The sequence below is a fragment of the Zobellella iuensis genome (assembly GCF_016746085.1).
Lineage (GTDB): Bacteria > Pseudomonadota > Gammaproteobacteria > Enterobacterales > Aeromonadaceae > Oceanimonas > Oceanimonas iuensis.
This window is the reverse complement of sequence record NZ_JAERTZ010000032.1, coordinates 107,733-126,770: the sequence shown is the minus strand read 5'-3', so window position 1 is coordinate 126,770 and position 19,038 is coordinate 107,733. Positions and strand designations below refer to the sequence as shown.

Below are 19,038 nucleotides of genomic sequence, written 5' to 3'. Positions count from 1 at the left end.
CGCCAGGCCCGCCAAGAAAACCTATTAACTTACTGATTTATCAGGACAAGTAACAATGGCTCAATTTGTTTACACCATGCACCGCGTGGGCAAGGTGGTTCCGCCCAAGCGTCATATTCTGAAGAATATCTCTTTGTCGTTTTTCCCCGGCGCCAAGATCGGCGTGCTGGGCCTGAACGGCGCCGGTAAATCCACCCTGCTGCGCATCATGGCCGGCATCGACACCGAGATCGAAGGCGAGGCCCGCCCCCAGCCCGGCATCAAGATAGGCTACCTGCCCCAGGAGCCCAGGCTGAACCCGGAGCAGAGCGTGCGCGACGCGGTGGAAGAAGCCGTGGCCGAAGTGGCCGGCGCCCTCAAGGAACTGGACCAGGTGTACACCGCCTACGCGGATCCGGACGCCGACTTCGACAAGCTGGCCAAGCGCCAGGGCGAGCTGGAAGCCATCATCCAGGCCCACGACGGCCACAACCTGGACAACCAGCTGGAGCGCGCCGCCGACGCCCTGCGCCTGCCGCCCTGGGACGCTCAGATAGGCAAGCTGTCCGGGGGTGAACGCCGCCGGGTGGCCATGTGCAAGCTGCTGCTGGAAAAACCCGACATGCTGCTGCTGGACGAGCCCACCAACCACCTCGACGCCGAGTCCGTGGCCTGGCTGGAGCGCTTCCTGCACGACTACGAAGGCACTGTGGTGGCCATTACCCACGACCGTTACTTCCTCGACAACGTGGCCGGCTGGATCCTGGAGCTGGACCGGGGCGAAGGCATTCCGTGGGAAGGTAACTACTCCTCCTGGCTGGAGCAAAAGGATCAGCGCCTGTCCCAGGAGCAGTCCTCCGAAGCCGCGCGCCAGAAGTCCATCCAGAAGGAACTGGAGTGGGTGCGCCAGAATCCCAAGGGCCGCCAGGCCAAGTCCAAGGCGCGTATGGCCCGGTTCGAAGAACTGCAGAACCAGGACTACCAGAAGCGCAACGAAACCAACGAGCTGTTCATCCCGCCCGGCCCGCGCCTGGGTGACAAGGTGGTGGACATCGAGCACCTGACCAAGTCCTACGGTGACCGGGTGCTGATCGACGACCTGTCGTTCAGCATTCCCAAGGGCGCCATCGTCGGCATCATCGGCCCCAACGGCGCCGGTAAATCCACCCTGTTCCGCATGCTCACCGGCGCCGAGCAGCCGGACGCCGGCAACATCACCCTGGGCGACACCGTGCAGCTGGCCTCGGTGGAGCAGTTCCGCGACGCCATGGACGACAAGAAAACGGTGTGGGAAGAAGTGTCCGGCGGCCTGGACATGATGCGCATCGGCAACCTGGAGATCCCCAGCCGCGCCTACCTGGGCCGGTTCAACTTCAAGGGCACCGACCAGCAGAAGCGGGTGGGCGAGCTGTCCGGCGGTGAACGGGGCCGCCTGCACATGGCCAAGCTGCTGCAGACCGGCGGCAACCTGCTGCTGCTGGACGAACCGACCAACGACCTGGACGTGGAAACCCTGCGCGCCCTGGAAAACGCCCTGCTGGAATTCCCCGGCTGCGCCATGGTCATCTCGCACGACCGCTGGTTCCTCGACCGTATCGCCACCCATATCCTGGATTACAAGGACGAGGGCAAGGTGGAATTCTTCGAAGGCAACTTCACCGAATACGAAGAGTGGAAGAAGAAAACCTACGGCGCCGAGGCCATCCAGCCCCACCGCATCAAGTACAAGCGCATCGCCAAGTAAGGTTTGCTCATTGTTATTCCCAAGCCCGCATCACGCGGGCTTTTTCATGCTCAAGGCAAGCCTGGCGCTCACCGGTATTTTTCACTGCCGGCAGCGGCATTGAACAAAAACAACACCGCCTTACCGTCCGGTCTTTACTACTTTCCGCCAGCTCGCTCCGCCTTCGCCATGGTGCTATGCTGTCGCCCCTGATCAGAACCACAAGCGGGATATTCCATGGAACACCACGCCGCCCTCGCCCGGCTGGACGGGCAGGACACCTGGCACGGCTTCAGGCAGCTGGTGCCGCTTTCCCTTTTCGTCGCCGTGTTCGGGCTGGCCTTCGGCCTGGCCGCCACCCAGGTGGGGCTGAACGATACCGATATCGTGCTGATGAGCGCCCTGGTGTTCGCCGGTGCCTCCCAGTTCGCCGCCCTCGATCTCTGGGGTACCCAGGTGCCGCTGGTGCCCCTGGTGATCACCACCTTCGCCATCAACGCCCGCCACCTGCTGATGGGCGCCACCCTCTACCCCTGGCTGCGCCATCTGCCGCCGGCCAGGCGCTACGGGGTGATGCTGTTCGCCTCCGACGCCAACTGGGCCATGGCCATGCAGGGCTTTCACCGGGGCGAGCGGGCGCTCGGCATTCTGTTCGGCGGCGGGCTCGCCATCTGGTCATTCTGGATCCTCGGCACCTGGCTCGGGCTGCATTTCGGCAACGCCATCGAGGATCCGGTCAGCCTGGGACTGGACATGGTGATGGGCTGTTTCCTGCTGGCCATGGTGGTGGGCGGGCGCAAGGATCTGCGCAACCTGGCCATCTGGGGGGTGGCCGCGCTCTCGGCCATGCTGGCCTACTGGTATCTGCCCGCCAACAGCCACGTGGTGGTGGGCGCCCTGTCGGGCGGCGTGCTCGGCGCCCTGTGGATGGAGAAGGAAAGCGCATGAACCTGGACACCGCAGGCCTCGGGCCCTGGCTTATCATCGGCGTGATGGCACTGGTCACCCTGGCCACCCGCTGGGGCGGGGTGTTGGTGATGTCCTTCGTGCCCATCAACCGCCGGGTGCAGCAGTTTATCGGCGCCATGTCCGGCTCGGTGCTGGTGGCCATCCTCACTCCCCTGGCCCTCAACGGCGACACCGGCGCCCGCCTGGCGCTGCTGGCCACCGGGCTGACCATGCTGGTGCTGAAAAAGCCGCTGCCGGCCATCGCCGCCGGCATCCTGGTGGCCGCGCTGGCCAGGCAGCTGGGGTAGTAGCGCCGTCATCTGTACCTGCGCTTGCTCGGCCCGGCGCCCTTGGTCCTGGATTCCCGCCTTCGCGGGAATGACGAGGGGATGACATCAATATCGGCAAATATCAGCGATTAATAGGCTAATGGCGCCGAAACGGCGCCATCGTCTGGTTATATCGGCAAGCTGAGTCGGCCGTTGTGATAGCCGACCTGGCGGTAGTCGGGAATATTGCCCAGCACCCGCTCGTGCTCGTGGCGGCAGTCGCCCACTATCACCACCCGGCAGCCGGCGGCCAGGGCCGAGGCAATGCCGGCCGGGGCATCCTCGAACACCAGGCAGTCCGGTGCCGCCAGCCCCAGCAGCCGGGCCGCCAGCAGGTAGGGCTCGGGATCCGGCTTGCCCCTGCTCACCTGTTCGGCGGTCACCCGGATCCGCGGCAGGGGCAGCTCGTTGCGATCCAGCTTGGGCATGGAAAGCGGCAGGCTGCCCGAGGTGCAGATGGCCCAGTAGTCATCCGGCAACGAGCACAGCAGCTCCCGCGCGCCGGGGATGGCGGTCACCCTGTCGTTCAGGCTCTTCTCCACCGCTTCCAGCCAGGCGGACTCGGCCGCCACGTCCAGCTGCGGCGCCAGCCGGCGGATGGTTTCTTCGCTGCGCACCCCGTGACAGATGGCCAGCACATCGCTCAGGGGTATGCCGTGCCGGTCGCACCAGCGGGCCCAGGCCAGCTCCACCGCTCGGTGGGAGTCCACCAGGGTGCCGTCCAAATCGAAGATCAGGCCCTTGGCCGCCACTGTGTTCATGGTGCTCTCCTCATGCTGTTGTCGTTACCTTGATGTTAAACCGCCGGAGACACACCGTTTATTCCTTTGGCCCGAAAAAAGATACTATTGGCTCATTACCAAGATCCAAGGTGGCCCAAAATGCTTAAACGCGAACTGCTGAGCCTGCCCCATCACAGATCCTGGGCCCTGACCCACCTCAAGGACGCCGGCGTGCCCTTTCAGTGGCACTACCACCCGGAATACGAGATCACCCTGACCCTGGGGGCGGAAGGCATGCGCTATATCGGCGAGGACGTGGCCCCCTTCGGGCATTGCGATCTGGCGCTGGTGGGACCGGACGTGCCCCACACCTGGGACGCCAAGGCCTCGGACGGTACGCCCGAGGTGTATGTGGTGTTCCTGCCCAGGCACTGGCTGCAGGCCCAGGTGGAGGCGGGACTGGTGGAGCTGGCGCCCCTGCTCGACTGGCTGGCCGGGCTCGGCAACGGCGCCGTGTTCGGCACCGCCACCGCCCACCGGGCCCGGCGACTGTTCGAGCGCATGGCGCAACCGGACCCGTTGCCGGCCCTGGCCGCCCTGCTGGAGCTGCTGCAACTGCTGCGCGCGGACCAGCATTGCCGCCCCCTGGGCGGGCGGTTGCAGCAACCGCCGGACCGACGCCTGGATCGGCTGCTCGGCCATTTGCAGCACCACTACCAAGCGCCCCTGCGCCTGGAGCAGGTGGCCCGCCACTGCAACCTGAGCCCCTCCACCCTCAAGCGGCTGCTGCAACAGCACTGCGACACCAGCTTCAGCCAGTACCTCAACCGCCTGCGCCTGGGCCACGCCTGCCACCTGCTCACCACCAGCCCCCTGCCGGTGACGCTGGTGCGCGAACAGGCGGGATTCAACAACGCCAGCCATTTCAACCGCAGCTTCCTCGCCCATACCGGGCTGAGCCCCCTAGCCTTTCGCCGCCGCTTCGGCTGGCGCCGGCTGGGCAGCTAGCCGCACCACCGGTACCCGACTGCCCGCATGCTCGCCCCTGTGCCGCTTGCTCGACTTCGGCTACATATTGGGATAATTGGGCCCACCGCCCCCTTCCGGTACTGCCCAGCGGATATTCTGGGACGGATCCTTGATATCGCAGGTTTTGCAGTGCAGGCAATTCTGGGCGTTGATCTGCAGCCCGGCTCCCGCTGCTTGCTCTACCACCTCATACACCCCCGCCGGGCAGTAACGCTGGGCCGGCTCCGCCCAGCGCGGCAGGTTCCGCGCCAACGGGATGGCCGCATCCTGCAGTTGCAGGTGGCAGGGCTGATCTTCTTCGTGGTTGGTGTTGGACAAAAACACCGAAGACGGCTTGTCGAAGCTGAGCTTGCCATCCGGCTTGGGATAGGGGATGGGCGGGCAGCCCGCCGCCGCCTTCAGTCCCTCATGATCCGGCCGGCGATCGTGCAGGGTCAGGGGCAGGCGGCCGCCGAACAGCTTCTGCTCCAGGAAGTTGAAGGCGCCCCCCAGCCAGGGGCCGAACCGGTGCAGCGCCGGGCCGAAGTTGCGGCCGCGGTACAGCTCATCGTACAGCCAGGACGCGCGGAAACGGGCGTCGAAGGAGGTCGGCGCCCGCCCGTCCTCGCCGCCGGCCAGCGCCTCGAACACCGCTTCCGCCGCCAGCAGGCCGGACTTCATGGCGGTGTGGCTGCCCTTGATGCGGGCCGGATCCAGGGTGCCGGCATCGCAGCCGAGCAGCAGGGCGCCGGGCATCGTCATCCTGGGCAGGGAATTGAAACCGCCCTTGGCGATGGCCCGGGCACCGTAGGCCACCCGCTTGCCTCCTTCCAGGTACTGGCGGAACAGCGGATGCTGTTTCATGCGCTGAAACTCGTCGAAGGGGCTCAGCCAGGGGTTGGTATAGTTGAGGTCGACCACCAGCCCCACCACCACCTGGTTGTGCTCGCCGTGGTAGAGAAAGCTGCCGCCGCCGGTGTCGCCCGCCAGCGGCCAGCCGGTGCCGTGCATCACCAGTCCCGGCCGGTGCCTGGCCGGATCGATGTCCCACAACTCCTTGATGCCGATGCCGTAATGCTGGGGATCCGCCTTGTCATCCAGCCGGAAGCGGGCGATCAGCTCCTTGCCCAGGTGGCCGCGGCAGCCTTCGGCAAAGAGGGTGTAGCGCGCATGCAATTCCATGCCCGGCACATGGCCGGGCCTGGGCTCGCCATCCCGGCCGACGCCCATGTCGCCGGTAGCGATGCCCCTGACCGCGCCGTCGTCGTGGTAGAGCACTTCGCTCGCGGCAAAGCCCGGATAAATCTCCGCCCCCAGGGCTTCGGCCTGCTCGGCCAGCCAGCGGCACAGCTTGCCCAGGCTGGCCACGTAACAGCCCTCGTTGTGCAGGCTGGGGGGCGCCAGCCAACCAGGAATACGGCGAGCCGTACCCTCATGCGCCAGCCAGTAAAGCTCGTCGGCCGCCACCGGGGTCGTCAGCGGGGCACCGCGCTCGGCCCAGTCCGGGAAGAGCTCGGCCAGGGCCCGGGGATCGATCACTGCGCCGGAGAGGATATGGGCCCCCACTTCCGAGCCCTTTTCCACCACGCAGAGACTCAGCTCCCGGCCGGCCTCCCGCGCCTGCTGCATCAGCCGGCAGGCCGCCGCCAGCCCGGCGGGGCCGGCACCGACGATGACCACGTCGAACTCCATGATTTCTCTGTTCATTGCTATTTCCCGTCAAAACGGCAGGGGCGGCGGCCCGCCCCTGCTCCAGGTTCAGAAGATCAGGTGTGCCGCCAGCGCCACCAAGGGGATGGCCAGCAGGGTCCGGATGAGAAAGATCAGCACCAGATCCGTCACCGACAGCGGGATGTCCGACTCCAGCATGGCGTTGGCGCTCTCGGTGAAGAAGATGATCTGGATGGTGGACAGGGTGCAGACGAAGAACACGCTCATCGGCGCCACCTCGCCCCCGGCGATGATGATGGCGGGCAGGGCGATTTCGGCGATGGACAGCAACACGGTGGGCGCTATCTTGTCCGCGTCGGGCAGTTGCAGCAGCCTGAGCAAGGGCTCGAACACCAGCCCCAGGTACTCGAACAGCGGCGTGTAGGTGCCTATCACCAGGGCGATGGTGGCAATCGACAGGATATAGGCCACTATCTTCTGGGCGAAGGTCGCCGCCTCCCACAGGTAACGGCCGAACACCTCGGGGCCGGTGGTGGCCGCCCGCTCGGCGGCGGCCTGGCAGGCGCGCAACAGGATGGGGCCCTGCGGTTTGCCGCCGTCCCTGTCCTGCCGGGCCGCGCGGCCGTCGAAGTAGCGGTCCGGCTTGCGGCTCAGCGGCGGCAGCCGGGTGACCACGGCGGCCAGCAGGAAGTTGATGACGAAGGACGAGACGATCATGTGCGGCAGGTATTCCATGATGCCGCCGATGGACGCCAGCAGGGCGAAGAAGCCCAGGCTGCAGATACTGAAGTTGGTGGCGATGCTGGCCGCTTCCCGCTGGGTATAGTGGCCGCTGCGGTACAGCTTGTTGGTAATGAAAATCCCCACCGCCGGGGCGGCGACGAAGGAGGCCACCGCATCCACCGCCGAGCGGCCGGGCAGGCGGTAGAGCGGGCGCATCAGCGGCTCCATCAGGGTGCCCACGAATTCGAGAAAACCGAACTCGGTGAGGAACAGCACCAGAAAGCCGGCCACCACCACCGTCAGGAAGACGCTGCCCCCGAGATAGAGCGCCAGCCCGCCCACGTCCTTGTGCAGGAACCAGTCGGGCCCAATCCGGAACACCAGCAAGGCCGCAAATACCGCGCCCAGCAGGAACAGCAGGCCGACCAGGGCATTGTCCTTGCGATGGTAGCGTGCCAGGGCGGCATTGCCGGTCAGCCGGGCAGCCCCCCAGGTCAGGCAGAGCAACAGGGTCAGCGCCAGGGTCAGGTACTGGAGGCTGTCGCCCAGCGCCCCCTTGATGGCCCCGATCAGGCTCACCAGGGGAATAGTGGCCTTGTCGCCCCCGAGCGACAAGGGAATAAAGAAAATCAACAATCCGATCAAACTGCCCAGCAGCGCCTTGACAGCGCCCCCGCGTCTTCCTTGCATTACCTCGACGTTATTCATCCTTCTTCTCCATTGACAGGCTAGTGCTGGACCCGCCCAGGCGGGTCATTCCCTCGACAGGGCGCCACCGGTAGCGGCGCCCCTTCACTCCTTCGTTGCTGCCGTTCCCGTCCCCGCGCTCAGGGCAGTTGCGCCGTGAGCCGGGGCAGCGCCTCGAACAGATCCGCCACCAGGCCGTAGTCGGCGATGCGGAAGATGGGCGCGTCTTCGTCCTTGTTGATGGCCACGATGACCCGGGACTCCTTCATGCCGGCCAGGTGCTGGATGGCGCCGGAAATGCCCACGGCGATATAGAGTTCCGGCGCCACTATCTTGCCGGTCTGGCCCACCTGGCGATCATTGGCGACAAAGCCGGCATCCACGGCGGCGCGGGAAGCGCCTATCGCCGCGCCCAGCTTGTCGGCCAGGGCCTCGATCAAGGCGAAGTGTTCGGCCTTGCCCAGGCCGCGCCCGCCGGACACCACCACCCGGGCGTCGCCCAGCTCGGGACGTTCCGACACCGACAACTGCTCGGCGACAAAACGGGACAACCCCGTGTCATGTACCGAATTCACCTCTTCTATCGATGCGCTGCCGCCCGCGCCGGCCACCGCCGCAAAGGCGCTGGTGCGCACGGTGAGCACCTTGATCGGATCGAGGGAGCGGACGGTGGCGATGGCATTGCCGGCATAGATGGGCCGGCGAAAGGTATCGGCGCCTTCCACCGAGATGATGTCGGACAGTTGGCCCACGCCGAGCAGGGCGGCCACCCGCGGCAGCAGGTTCTTGCCGCCGGTGCTGGCCGGCGCCAGCAGATGGCTGCAGTCCCGGCCCAGCTCCGCCACCAGCGGCGCCAGGTTTTCGGCCAGCTGATGGGCGTAGGCGGCATGGTCGGCCAGCCACACCCTGGCCACCCCCTCCACCCGGGCGGCGGCCTCGGCCACGGCCCGGCAGCCCTGGCCCGCCACCAGCACGATGAGTTCCCCGCCCAGTTGGCGGGCGGCGGCCACCGTGTTCAGGGTGGCGGCCTTGAGGATACGGTTGTCGTGTTCCGCAACGATCAGGATAGCCATCAGATCACCTTCGCTTCGTGTTTCAGTTTGTCGACCAGCTCTTCCACCGAGCCCACCATGACCCCGCCCTGGCGCTCCGCCGGCGGCGCCACCCCAAGCAGCTCGCTGTGGGCCCGCAGGCTCACCCCCAGCGCCTCCGGGGTGCACGGCTCCAGCGGCTTCTTCTTCGCCTTCATGATGCCGGGCAGGGCGGCATAGCGCGGCTCGTTCAGCCGCAGGTCCGTGGTCACCACCGCCGGCAGCCGCAACGCCAGGGTCTGCAGGCCGCCATCCACTTCCCGGGTAACCAGTGCCTCCTGCCCTGCTATCTTCAGCGCCGAGGCGAAGGTGCCCTGGCCCATGCCGGTGAGCGCGGCCAGCATCTGCCCGGTCTGGTTGTGGTCGGCGTCGATGCCCTGCTTGCCGAGGATCACCAGCCCCGGCTGCTCCCGCTCCACCAGCCGCGCCAGCAAGCGCGCCACCGACAGCGGCTCGGGCAGTTGTTCGGTGTGCACATGGATGCCGCGATCGGCGCCCAGGGCCAGGGCGGCGCGGATCTGCTCCTGCACCTCCTGGGGCCCGACCGACACCACCACCACCTCGGAGGCGACGCCCGCTTCCTTCAGCCGCACCGCCTCTTCCACCGCAATTTCACAGAAGGGGTTGAGCGCCATCTTGACGTTGGCCAGATCCACGTCTTTCTGATCCGCCCTCACCCTGACCCTGACGTTGTAATCGATGACCCTTTTTACCGTGACCAGTATCTTCATCGCCGTTGCTCCTCAGTGGTTCAGCAGGGTGCGCGCTATGATGTTGCGCTGCACTTCGGACGAGCCTTCGTAGATGCGCATGATGCGCAGGTCCCGCACATAGCGCTCGAGCGGCATTTCCCGGGTGTAGCCATAGCCGCCGTGGATCTGCAGCGCCCTGTCGGCAATGCGGCCGGCCGCTTCCGAGGCGTAGAGCTTGGCCATGGCCGACTCCTGGGAAAAGCGTTCCCCCTGTTCGCGCCTGGTGGCCGCCCGCAGGCCGAACATCCGCGCCGCCTCCAGCTCGGTGGCCATGTCGGCCAGCATCCACTGCAGCCCCTGGAACTCGGCGATGGGGTGATCGTTGACCTCGCGGGTCCTGGCCCAGTGCAGGGCCGCCTCGAGGGCGGCGCCGGCAATGCCGGTGCAACTGGCGGCAATTTCCACCCGGCCGTTGTCCAACACCTGCATGGCGGTGCGAAAACCCCTGCCCTCTTCGCCGCCCAGCAGGCGGTCGGCCGGCACCTCGCAGTCCAGCGCCACCTCGAACACATGCCCGCCCCTGAGGCCCATGGTGCGCTCGGGCGCGCTCACCGCCACCCCGGCCGCGTGGCGATCGACGATAAAGGCACTGATGCCCCTGTGGCCGGCGCTCTTGTCGGTTTTGGCATACACCACCAGAAAGTCCGCCTCGGCGGCGTTGGAGATAAAGTGCTTCACCCCGCGCAGCCGGTAGCCCGAGCCGGTTTTTTCCGCCAGGGTGCGCATCGCCGCCGGATTGGAGCCGGCGTTGGGCTCGGTCAGGGCGAAGGCCCCCAACAGCTCGCCGCTGGCCGCCCCCGGCAGCCAGCGCCGGCGCTGCGCCTCGGTGCCACCGTGCAGGATGGAGTCGGTCGCCAGGAAATGGGCGGTCACCATGGAGGCGGTGGAGCCGCAGGCCGCCGCCAGTTGCTCCACCGCCAGGTAGAGCGCCACCGCCGACACCCCGGTGCCGCCGCAGTGTTCCGGCAGGTTCATGCCCATGATGCCGATGTCGGACAGCGCCGCCCGGTGGCGGACCGCCGAATGGCTGCCTTCGTCTATGTCCGCCGCCGCCGGCGCTATCACCTCCCGGCAAAAGCGCTGCATGGCGTCGGCCAGCATCCGATCGTCTTCGGTAATGGTGATGTTCATGGTGATCCTCTCCTTGGGTTGTCGGTATGCCGTCGCCCCCTGACGTCAGGGTGCAACGGGGCCCACCGGCCGCGCCGGTGTGGCGTAATGAAAGTGGGAATGGGCCGGCTTAGGGTCGGAACAACTCGGCGTCGTGCTCCCCCAGGGCGGGGGCCGTTGCCGGCGCCGGGCTGGCCCAGGCGCTGGCCCGTACCGGCTGCGTCATCATGGGGATCTCGCCCAGGCGCGCGTGCCGCTGGGTACGCAGCAGCCGGCGTTCGCCCTGCTGGGCCCGCGCCAGCACCTCGCCCATGTCCAGCACCGGCGAGGCGGGAATGCCCGCCGCCGCCAGGCTGGCGATGGCCGACGCCACGCTGTGGCCGGACAGCCAGCTTTCGATCAGGTCGCGCAGCGCCGGCTCGTGGCGGGTGCGGGCCTCGTCGGATCCGAAGCGGGCGTCCTGCGCCAGCCCGGGCCGGCCCATGACGGCGCACAACGCGGCAAACTGGCGGTTGTTGAGCACCGCGATAATGACCCGGCCATCGGCGGCGTTGAAGGAGCCGAAGGGCGTGGACAAGGGATGACGGTTGCCGACCCGCCCCGGTGCCTCGCCCCCGAACATCCATTGGGCCACCGGGGTCGGCATCAGCGAGAACAGGCAGTCGAGCATGGCGATATCCAGGTGGACCCCCTCGCCGCTGCGCTGCCGGTCGAACAGGGCGGCCAGTATGGCCCAGGAGGCATAGAGCCCGGCGGCCAGATCGGCGATGGACTCGCCCACCTTGGTCGGCTCGCCGTCGGGCTCGCCGGTGATGGCCATGATGCCGGACATGGCCTGCACCACCAGATCGTAGGCCGGCAGGCCGCTCGACTCGCCCCGCTGGCCGAAGCCGGAAATGCTGGCGTAGATGATGTCGGGGTTGATGGCCTTGATGGCCGCAAAGCCCACCCCCAGCCGTTCGGCCACCCCCGGCTTGAAGTTTTCCACCAGGACGTCGGCCTCGCGCACCAGCTCCAGCAAGCGGGCCAGGTGCCCGGGATTTTTCAGATCCACCACCACCCCTTTCTTGTTGCGGTTCATCAGGGTGAACAGGGCGCTTTCTCCCTGCTCAAAGGGACCCACATGGCGATACTCATCACCGCCTGGCGGTTCTACCTTGATGACCTCGGCGCCCAGATCCGACAACAGGGCGGTGCAGAAGGGGCCGGACAGGACCCGGGTGAGATCGACGATTTTAATCCCGGCCAGGGGCTGACGCTGGTGCTGCTGTTCCATGGTATGGGCCTCAGAGTGGTGGTGAAGTCTTGGCTCTGAGTTTGTCAGCGGGTGAATATTGTGTAAAATATTAGTTACATATATTAAATATAGATTTTTCTAGTAGTGATAACCCTGCATCAACTCAAGGTGTTCGTGGCGGTGGCCGAAAGCGGCGGTACCGCCGCCGCCGCCCGCCAGCTGCACCTGTCCCAGCCGTCGGTCTCGCTGATCGTGCGCAACCTGGAAGCCGAGCTGGGGGCCGAGCTGTTTATCCGCAACCCGCCACGGGGGCTGGCCATCACCCCCTTCGGCCGCGGCAAGCTGGAAGAAGCCCGGACCCTGCTGTCCCGTGCCGAGATGTTCGCCGAGCCGCAGGATGCCGGGCAACAGTTGCGCGGCCAGATCACCATCGGTTATTTCAGCTCCCTGGGGCCGCCCTATGTGCCCGGCCTGTTGCGCCGCCTGCGGGAAACGCTGCCCGGGGTGGAGGTACAACTGCGCGAGGGGGATCTCGGCTCCATCAGCCGCATGCTGGACACCGGCCAGGTCGAGCTGGCGCTGACCTATGATCTGGGCATGACCGAACGCCCCCGGGTGCAGCTGCTCAAGGAGTGCCGGTTCTACGCCGCCCTGCCCCCGGCACATCCGCTGGCCCGGCAGCAGGCCGTGTCACTGGAGGATCTGGCCGGGGAGGCGCTGATCCAGATCGACTTGCCGCACAGCCGGGAGTTTCTGATGTCGCCCTTCTGGCAATACCAGCTGGAGCCCCGTATCGCCTACCGCACCACCTCGCTGGAAATGGTGCGCGGCATGGTGGCCCAGGGGCTCGGGGTCGCCCTGCTGATCACCCGTCCGCTGTCGGATCTGACCCAAGACGGTGCCCGCCTGGTGTGCCGCCCCATCGCCAATCCGCTGCCTTCGCAGCGGCTGGTGCTGGCCCACTCCCACCATTTTTCCCCCACCCCGGTGGCCGAGGCGGTGATGGCGGAGGTAAAACGGATGTTTACGGAGGAGCCGGCAACACCCTAGGCGAAGCGCTTCGGAAGACCGGCGCCGTTTGCCTCGCACGCATAAAAAAACCGCTGCCGGGGCAGCGGTTTTTGTTGAATGCAGAGGCTTACGCCGGCATTACTTTTTGCCTTCGGCGGCCTTGCGCTCTTTCACCTGGACAACCACTTTCTCGGCTACGTTGGCCGGGCAAGCGGTGTAGTGCGAGAACTCCATGGAGAACTGGCCACGACCGGAGGTCATGGTACGCAGGGAGCCGATGTAACCGAACATTTCGGACAGGGGCACTTCGGCCTTGATGCGCACACCGGTCACGCCGGCGTTTTGATCCTTGATCATGCCGCGACGACGGTTCAGGTCGCCGATAACGTCACCCACGTTGTCTTCCGGGCTGAACACGTCAACCTTCATCACCGGCTCCAGCAGTTGCGGCTTGGCTTTGGCGATGGACTGACGGAAGGCGCCCTTGGCGGCGATTTCGAACGCGATGGCCGAGGAGTCAACCGCGTGGTAGGCACCGTCGGTCAGCTCGAACTCAACGTCCAGCACCGGGAAGCCGGCGATGGTACCGGTGTTCATCATGCTGCCGAAGCCTTTCTCGACCGCTGGCCAGAATTCCTTGGGTACGTTACCGCCCACCACGGAAGACTTGAACACGAAGCCGGTGTTCGGCTCGCCCGGACGGATGATGTAGTCGATCTTACCGTACTGACCGGAACCACCGGACTGCTTCTTGTGGGTGTAGCTGTCTTCCACTTCGGCAGTGATGGTTTCGCGGTAGGCCACCTGCGGCTCACCCACGATCAGCTCAACGCCGTAGGTACGCTTGAGGATGTCGACCTTGATGTCCAGGTGCAGTTCGCCCATGCCTTTCAGGATGGTTTCACCGGAATCGATATCGGTTTCCACGCGGAAAGAGGGATCTTCGGCGATCATCTTGCCGATGGCGATACCCATTTTCTCGGAGCCGTTCTTGTCTTTCGGTGCAACGGCAATGGAGATAACCGGCTCGGGGAACACCATGGCTTCCAGGGTGCAGGGGTGCTTGACGTCACACAGGGTGTGACCGGTCTGCACGTTCTTCATGCCGATGATGGCGATGATGTCGCCGGCCTGGGCGGATTCCAGGTCGGTACGCTGGTCGGCGTGCATTTCCACCATGCGGCCAACCCGCTCGGTCTTGCCGGTGGCGCTGTTGAGGATGGTGTCACCCTTCTTGATGCGGCCGGAGTAGATGCGCACGAAGGTCAGGGCGCCGAAACGGTCGTCCATGATCTTGAACGCCAGGGCCTTCAGCGGGGCATCCGCGTCAACGATGGCGAATTCACCGGTTTCGGTGCCTTCTTCGTCGGTCAGCGGCTGCGGGTCGACTTCGGTCGGGCTCGGCAGGTAATCGATAACGGCGTCCAGCACCAGCTGCATGCCCTTGTTCTTGAACGCGGAACCACAGAAGGCCGGGAACAGGGCCATGGTGCGGGTACCCTTGCGGATGCAACGCTTGATGTCTTCGATGGAGGGCTCTTCACCTTCCATGTAGGCTTCCATCAGGTCGTCGTCCTGCTCTACGGCGCTTTCGATCAGTTTTTCACGGTATTCTTCCACCAGGTCGACCATGTCGGCCGGCACGTCTTCAACGGTGTACTTGTCGGGATCACCGCTCTCGTCCCAGACATAGGCCTTGCGGGTCAGCAGGTCGACCACACCCTTGAACTCGTCTTCGATACCGATGGGCAGCACCATGACTACCGGGTTGGCGGCCAGCACGTCGCGGGTTTGCTGAACCACGCGCAGGAAGTCGGCACCGATACGGTCCAGCTTGTTGACGAAGATGATACGGGCAACGCCGGATTCGTTGGCATAGCGCCAGTTGGTTTCGGACTGGGGCTCAACGCCGCCGGAACCACAGAATACGCCGATACCGCCGTCCAGCACTTTCAGGGAGCGGTAAACTTCAACGGTGAAGTCAACGTGTCCAGGGGTGTCGATAACGTTGAAGCGGTGGTCTTTCCAGAAGCAGCTGACGGCCGCGGACTGGATGGTGATACCCCGCTCGGCTTCCTGCTCCATGAAGTCGGTGGTAGATTCACCGTCATGTACTTCACCCAGTTTATGGATCTTGCCGGTCAGCTTGAGGATACGTTCGGTGGTCGTGGTTTTGCCCGCGTCAACGTGAGCAAAGATACCAATGTTTCTGTATTTGGATAATTCGGACATGATGCAACTTTATATGGTTGATTGAAGAAGTAGACGGAGCATGTGAAGAGTACCGACACACCGCACATCAGTTTTCGAGGCGCACATTATGCAGTAGAACCCTGGCGCGCGCAAATGGCCAGAATGCAGGAGCGCGCATTTTTCGAACAACATCCGGCCTATCGGGAGCGGCTTATGCGCCGCCGCTGGCGGCCTGGTAGTCGAGCAAGGCGGCCAGCAGCCAGATGGCCAGCACCACCAGCACCGACATCAGCCCCAGGTAGCCCAGGTTCCAGCGCATGATGCGGAACGAATCCACCCCGTAGCGCCCCTGAAACGCCAGGTTGATGCCGGACAGGGGCCCGGTGGCGGTGCCCACCGCCCAGGACGACAGAAACACCAGCGCCAGCAGGGTATGGTCGGGTGACAACGGCGCCAGCACCGATCCCGCCAGCGCGATGCAGATGATGGGATGAATGCCCAGCAGCGACAGCAGCACAGTAGCCAGGTAGGTCAGGCTCGCCTCCAGGGCACCAAAGCCCTGCAGCGGCAGGGTACCGCCCCAGGTAACGATCAGGGTTTCCAGGCCGTAACCCAGCACCCCGGCGGCGAGAAACAGCGCCAGCTCGTTGCCCATTTGGGGCAGACGGCCGTTCACCAGCCGCCCCAGGGCCGCCAACGGCGAGCGCCTGGCACCGAACAGCACCAACAGGCTGAGCGCCGGGGCCAGCAGGGTGATCACCGCCAGAATGGACAAGGCCGGCCACAGCTGATGCAGCAGCAGCACCGCCGCCGCCAGCAGGGCCGGCAGCCAGACTCCGCCCGGATGCAGGGGGTAGCCGGTAAAATCTCCCACCGGCGCCGCCTCTTCGCCTTGCTGCCGGCACAGCTGCCAGAAGGTCAGGCCCAGCCCCAACAAGGCCAGCGGCATACTCACCAGCCAGAGGCTGGCCAGGTGCGCCCCGGGCGCCACGCTCAGCGCCACCGCCATGGCGGCGAAAAATGGCGACCAGAAGGCGGCGGCGGTAAAGCCCCGGATCAGCACTATCGACTGTTCCCGGCTCAGGTTGCCCTGCCGGGCCAGGCGATCACCGATGATGAACACCGACGACAGGTTGATGACGGAGCCAAACAGGTGCACCGCCCCCAGGGTAGAGGCCACCGCCCGCCTCCCCCGCGGCAGCCGCTCTTCGCTTTCGCCTGCGGGCCGGCTCACCAGGCCAAGAAAACTCACCGCCACCAGCATGGAAAGCAGGCCGCTGTTGCTGGAAACAATCCGCCCCAACTCCACTGCCGCCCCCTGCCGGACGCTCCAGGCCAGGCAAAGCCCGCCAACGGCCAGCAACAGCAGTGCCTGGATGCGGTTGCGTCGGGCCAGCCCCGGCCACAACAAGGCCGCCGCCGCCCAGTACCCCGCCCCGGCCCAGGTTCGCTCCACCGGGAGCCCCAGCAGATCGGCGGCCACCACCGCCATGGAAAGCAGGATCAGCCCGCCGGACAGGCGTTGGCGGGAAAGAGCGGGAAAACGGTTGAACAGCAGGGTCAGCAAGGCGGGGGCTCCGTTGTTCCGAACTGGGGAAAAACGCCGATCATAACGCCGCACCTGTGCCAATGCATCAGATTACCGGCCGCTACCTTGACGCCGCCCCTGGTAGGCACAACACCCGCCGCGCGATCCGCCAGGCGATGGGGGATTGGGCAAGAGTTCCAAATCCCCAGTCACCGTCCTTAAGCCGCCTCTGCCAGAGGTTTATCCCTTGTAGATCTTGGGATTGAACACGTCCCGCAACCAGTCGCCGAGCAGATTGATCACCAGTACCAACACCACCAGGTAGATGCCGGGGAAGGCGGTGATCCACCAGGAGCCGGAGAAGATGTAGCTGAAGCCCATGCTGATAAGCGACCCCAGCGAGGGCTTGTCCACCGGCATGCCGAGGCCGAGGAAGGACAGCGCCGCCTCGCTCATGATGGCGTTGGCCACCTGCACCGTGGAGATAACCAGTATCGGCGACAGGCAGTTGGGCAGGATATGGCGGAACATGATGCGCATGGACTTGAAGCCCATCACCTGGGCCGCCTCCACGTATTCCTTCTTCTTCTCCGCCAGCACGGTGGCGCGAATGGTGCGGGCGTACTGGGGCCATTCGGCCAGGCCGATGATCACCACCAGCATCAGCACCGCGTACTGGGCGTAGAAATCGGCGCCCAGGGTGGCCTGGAACACCGCCGAGACGATGATGGCCACCATCATGGTGGAGAAGGACAGCTGCACGTCGGCGATGCGCATCAGGAAGTTGTCGATGCGCCCGCCGAAGTAGCCGGCGGACAGCCCCACCACGATGCCGAGGGCCAGTTGCAGTGCCACCGCGCCCAGGCCGATCATCAGCGATACCCGGGAGCCGTAGAGGATGGTGCTGAAGATATCGCGGCCCTGCACGTCGGTGCCGAGCATAAAGCGCTCGTCGCCGCCCGACAGCCAGCTCGGCGGCAGTTCGGAGTCGAGGATGTCGATGGTGGCCAGATCGTAGGGGTTGTGGGGGGCGACCAGCGGCGACAAAAAAGCCGCCGCCGCCAGCGCCACGAACACCGCGAAGCTGACCATGGCGACCTTGTCGCGCAGGAAGTGGTACAAAAAATCCGACCGCTTGAAGCGGGCCCAGCGGCTCAGGCTGACGTCTGTATTCATGGTGCTCATCCCTTGGCAGCCAGGTTGACGGTGGGGTTGATCAGGCCGTAGATCAAATCGACGATGGTGTTGGTCACCACGAAGATAAAGCCGACGAAAATCACGTAGGTGGTGATCAGCGGCGTGTCCACCCGGTTGATGGACTCGAGGAACAGCAGCCCTATGCCCGGCCACTGGAACACCGTCTCGGTGAGTATGGTGTAGGCCACCATGGTGCCGATTTGCACCCCGCCCACGGTGATCAGCGGCAGCAGGGTGTTCTTCAGGGCGTGGATAAACCAGATACGGTATTTGGCCAGGCCCTTGGCCCAGGCGAACTTGACGTATTCGGCACTCAGTTGCTCCAGCATCTCGGAGCGTACCAGGCGGATGAACAGCGGCAGCATGATGGACGACAGCGCTATGCTCGGCAGTATCAGGTTACGGACACCCTGCCAGTTGAACAGCCCCGAGTCCCACCCCAACGGGCTGGTGGTGGTGCCCCGGCCGTAGGCGGGCAGCCAGCCGAGCTCGATGGAAAACACGTACATCAACAGGATGGCGGTGAGGAACACCGGCACCGAAATGCCGATGATACTCACCCCCATGATCGCCTTGGACAGGAAGGATCTGGGCTTGATGGCCGAATACACCCCCAGCGGTATGCTCAGGGCGATGATGATCAGGCTGGCGCAGAACACCAGCTCGAGGGTGGCCGGCAGCTTCTGGAAGATCACCTCCAGGGTCGGCTGCTTGAAGAAATAGGACGTGCCGAAGTCGCCCCGCAGCGCGTTGCCGACGAAGCGCCCGTACTTGACCAGGAAGGGATCGTTCAGCCCCATCTCGGTCCGCATTTGCTGGCGCACCTCTTCCGATACCGACTGCCCCACCAGCTCGCGCAGGGGGTCGCCCAGGTTGTCCTGGATGGAAAAGGCCACCAGGCTGATGACAAACATCACGATCAGGGCCTGGAACACCCGTTTCAGTAAAAACGTCAACATGACCTGATAGTTTCCTTGTAATTGACTCATCGCGACCAGGGTCGCGCGAAAGGATCCGGGCTGTGCCGAAGCCGGACGAGGAATATTCGTTCTCGTCATTCCCCTGCCTGCCCACGCGGAGCCTGGGAAGGAGGTCACAATTTACGGTGTCATGCCCGCGAAGGCGGGTA

The 19,038-nt window shown here is 65.2% G+C and carries 16 protein-coding genes; 5 read left to right on the top strand and 11 right to left on the bottom strand.

Features of this window, described 5'->3' with window-relative positions:
- Window positions 1-55: 55 nt before the first annotated feature.
- From ettA to JKV55_RS18275, 3 genes are all read left to right on the top strand, one after another.
- On the top strand, window positions 56-1,723 hold the full coding sequence (ettA, locus tag JKV55_RS18285) for an energy-dependent translational throttle protein EttA (RefSeq protein ID WP_202088410.1): 1,668 nt from the start codon (window positions 56-58) through the stop codon (window positions 1,721-1,723).
- Between the two features lie 216 nt (window positions 1,724-1,939).
- Entirely contained in the window at window positions 1,940-2,650 is a 711-nt protein-coding gene (locus JKV55_RS18280; RefSeq protein ID WP_202088409.1) for an AzlC family ABC transporter permease, read from the top strand.
- On the top strand, window positions 2,647-2,958 hold the full coding sequence (locus JKV55_RS18275) for an AzlD family protein (RefSeq protein ID WP_094039985.1): 312 nt from the start codon (window positions 2,647-2,649) through the stop codon (window positions 2,956-2,958). The genes JKV55_RS18280 and JKV55_RS18275 overlap by 4 nt, the downstream gene beginning before the upstream one ends.
- Window positions 2,959-3,107: 149 nt before the next feature.
- Here JKV55_RS18275 and JKV55_RS18270 read toward each other — a convergent pair whose 3' ends face one another.
- The gene (locus JKV55_RS18270) at window positions 3,108-3,740 is read right to left on the bottom strand and encodes an HAD-IA family hydrolase (protein WP_202088408.1); all 633 of its coding nucleotides are present in this window, start codon (window positions 3,738-3,740) and stop codon (window positions 3,108-3,110) included.
- 120 nt (window positions 3,741-3,860) lie between these two features.
- On the opposite strand from JKV55_RS18270, the gene JKV55_RS18265 reads away from it, so the two are divergent.
- Window positions 3,861-4,709, top strand: a complete 849-nt coding sequence (locus JKV55_RS18265) for an AraC family transcriptional regulator (protein WP_202088407.1) — start codon at window positions 3,861-3,863, stop codon at window positions 4,707-4,709.
- 60 nt (window positions 4,710-4,769) lie between these two features.
- Here the strand turns inward: JKV55_RS18265 and JKV55_RS18260 are convergent, their stop codons facing one another.
- The 6 genes from JKV55_RS18260 to JKV55_RS18235 all read right to left on the bottom strand — a co-directional run bounded on the left by JKV55_RS18260 (window position 4,770) and on the right by JKV55_RS18235 (window position 12,019).
- Entirely contained in the window at window positions 4,770-6,416 is a 1,647-nt protein-coding gene (locus JKV55_RS18260) for an electron transfer flavoprotein-ubiquinone oxidoreductase (RefSeq protein WP_202088406.1), read from the bottom strand.
- Between the two features lie 51 nt (window positions 6,417-6,467).
- Window positions 6,468-7,811 carry a YjiH family protein gene (locus JKV55_RS18255; RefSeq protein ID WP_202088405.1) on the bottom strand — a complete coding sequence of 448 codons (1,344 nt, stop codon included), beginning with the start codon at window positions 7,809-7,811 and terminating at the stop codon, window positions 6,468-6,470.
- Between the two features lie 119 nt (window positions 7,812-7,930).
- A complete protein-coding gene (locus tag JKV55_RS18250) occupies window positions 7,931-8,863 on the bottom strand; it encodes an electron transfer flavoprotein subunit alpha/FixB family protein (protein WP_202088404.1) in 933 nt (310 codons plus the stop codon).
- Window positions 8,863-9,612, bottom strand: a complete 750-nt coding sequence (locus JKV55_RS18245; RefSeq protein ID WP_202088402.1) for an electron transfer flavoprotein subunit beta/FixA family protein — start codon at window positions 9,610-9,612, stop codon at window positions 8,863-8,865. The genes JKV55_RS18250 and JKV55_RS18245 overlap by 1 nt, the downstream gene beginning before the upstream one ends.
- 12 nt (window positions 9,613-9,624) lie before the next feature.
- A complete protein-coding gene (locus tag JKV55_RS18240) occupies window positions 9,625-10,764 on the bottom strand; it encodes an acyl-CoA dehydrogenase family protein (RefSeq protein WP_094041441.1) in 1,140 nt (379 codons plus the stop codon).
- A 109-nt stretch (window positions 10,765-10,873) separates the two neighbouring features.
- Window positions 10,874-12,019 (bottom strand): CaiB/BaiF CoA transferase family protein, encoded by a 1,146-nt coding sequence (locus JKV55_RS18235; protein ID WP_202088400.1) that lies wholly within the window; start codon window positions 12,017-12,019, stop codon window positions 10,874-10,876.
- A 105-nt stretch (window positions 12,020-12,124) separates the two neighbouring features.
- On the opposite strand from JKV55_RS18235, the gene JKV55_RS18230 reads away from it, so the two are divergent.
- A complete protein-coding gene (locus JKV55_RS18230) occupies window positions 12,125-13,030 on the top strand; it encodes a LysR family transcriptional regulator (protein ID WP_202088398.1) in 906 nt (301 codons plus the stop codon).
- Window positions 13,031-13,129: 99 nt separating this feature from the next.
- Here the strand turns inward: JKV55_RS18230 and fusA are convergent, their stop codons facing one another.
- From fusA to JKV55_RS18210, 4 genes are all read right to left on the bottom strand, one after another.
- A complete protein-coding gene (fusA, locus tag JKV55_RS18225; RefSeq protein ID WP_202088396.1) occupies window positions 13,130-15,223 on the bottom strand; it encodes an elongation factor G in 2,094 nt (697 codons plus the stop codon).
- A gap of 172 nt (window positions 15,224-15,395) precedes the next feature.
- Window positions 15,396-16,751: a hypothetical protein gene (locus tag JKV55_RS18220; RefSeq protein ID WP_202088394.1), complete on the bottom strand. Its 1,356-nt coding sequence runs from the start codon at window positions 16,749-16,751 to the stop codon at window positions 15,396-15,398.
- Window positions 16,752-16,952: 201 nt separating this feature from the next.
- Window positions 16,953-17,888, bottom strand: coding sequence for an ABC transporter permease (locus JKV55_RS18215; RefSeq protein WP_202088392.1), 936 nt, complete (start codon window positions 17,886-17,888; stop codon window positions 16,953-16,955).
- A 5-nt stretch (window positions 17,889-17,893) separates the two neighbouring features.
- Complete coding sequence (locus tag JKV55_RS18210) at window positions 17,894-18,868, bottom strand: ABC transporter permease (protein WP_202088390.1); 975 nt, start codon at window positions 18,866-18,868, stop codon at window positions 17,894-17,896.
- Window positions 18,869-19,038 lie beyond the last annotated feature (170 nt).

Bases quoted from the DNA above. Each gene is read 5' to 3' on its own strand.
- ettA (WP_202088410.1), top strand. From the start codon at position 56: ATGGCTCAATTTGTTTACACCATGCACCGCGTGGGCAAGGTGGTTCCG.
- JKV55_RS18280 (WP_202088409.1), top strand. From the start codon at position 1,940: ATGGAACACCACGCCGCCCTCGCCCGGCTGGACGGGCAGGACACCTGG.
- JKV55_RS18275 (WP_094039985.1), top strand. From the start codon at position 2,647: ATGAACCTGGACACCGCAGGCCTCGGGCCCTGGCTTATCATCGGCGTG.
- JKV55_RS18270 (WP_202088408.1), bottom strand. From the start codon at position 3,740: ATGAACACAGTGGCGGCCAAGGGCCTGATCTTCGATTTGGACGGCACC.
- JKV55_RS18265 (WP_202088407.1), top strand. From the start codon at position 3,861: ATGCTTAAACGCGAACTGCTGAGCCTGCCCCATCACAGATCCTGGGCC.
- JKV55_RS18260 (WP_202088406.1), bottom strand. From the start codon at position 6,416: ATGAACAGAGAAATCATGGAGTTCGACGTGGTCATCGTCGGTGCCGGC.
- JKV55_RS18255 (WP_202088405.1), bottom strand. From the start codon at position 7,811: ATGAATAACGTCGAGGTAATGCAAGGAAGACGCGGGGGCGCTGTCAAG.
- JKV55_RS18250 (WP_202088404.1), bottom strand. From the start codon at position 8,863: ATGGCTATCCTGATCGTTGCGGAACACGACAACCGTATCCTCAAGGCC.
- JKV55_RS18245 (WP_202088402.1), bottom strand. From the start codon at position 9,612: ATGAAGATACTGGTCACGGTAAAAAGGGTCATCGATTACAACGTCAGG.
- JKV55_RS18240 (WP_094041441.1), bottom strand. From the start codon at position 10,764: ATGAACATCACCATTACCGAAGACGATCGGATGCTGGCCGACGCCATG.
- JKV55_RS18235 (WP_202088400.1), bottom strand. From the start codon at position 12,019: ATGGAACAGCAGCACCAGCGTCAGCCCCTGGCCGGGATTAAAATCGTC.
- fusA (WP_202088396.1), bottom strand. From the start codon at position 15,223: ATGTCCGAATTATCCAAATACAGAAACATTGGTATCTTTGCTCACGTT.
- JKV55_RS18215 (WP_202088392.1), bottom strand. From the start codon at position 17,888: ATGAATACAGACGTCAGCCTGAGCCGCTGGGCCCGCTTCAAGCGGTCG.
- JKV55_RS18210 (WP_202088390.1), bottom strand. From the start codon at position 18,868: ATGTTGACGTTTTTACTGAAACGGGTGTTCCAGGCCCTGATCGTGATG.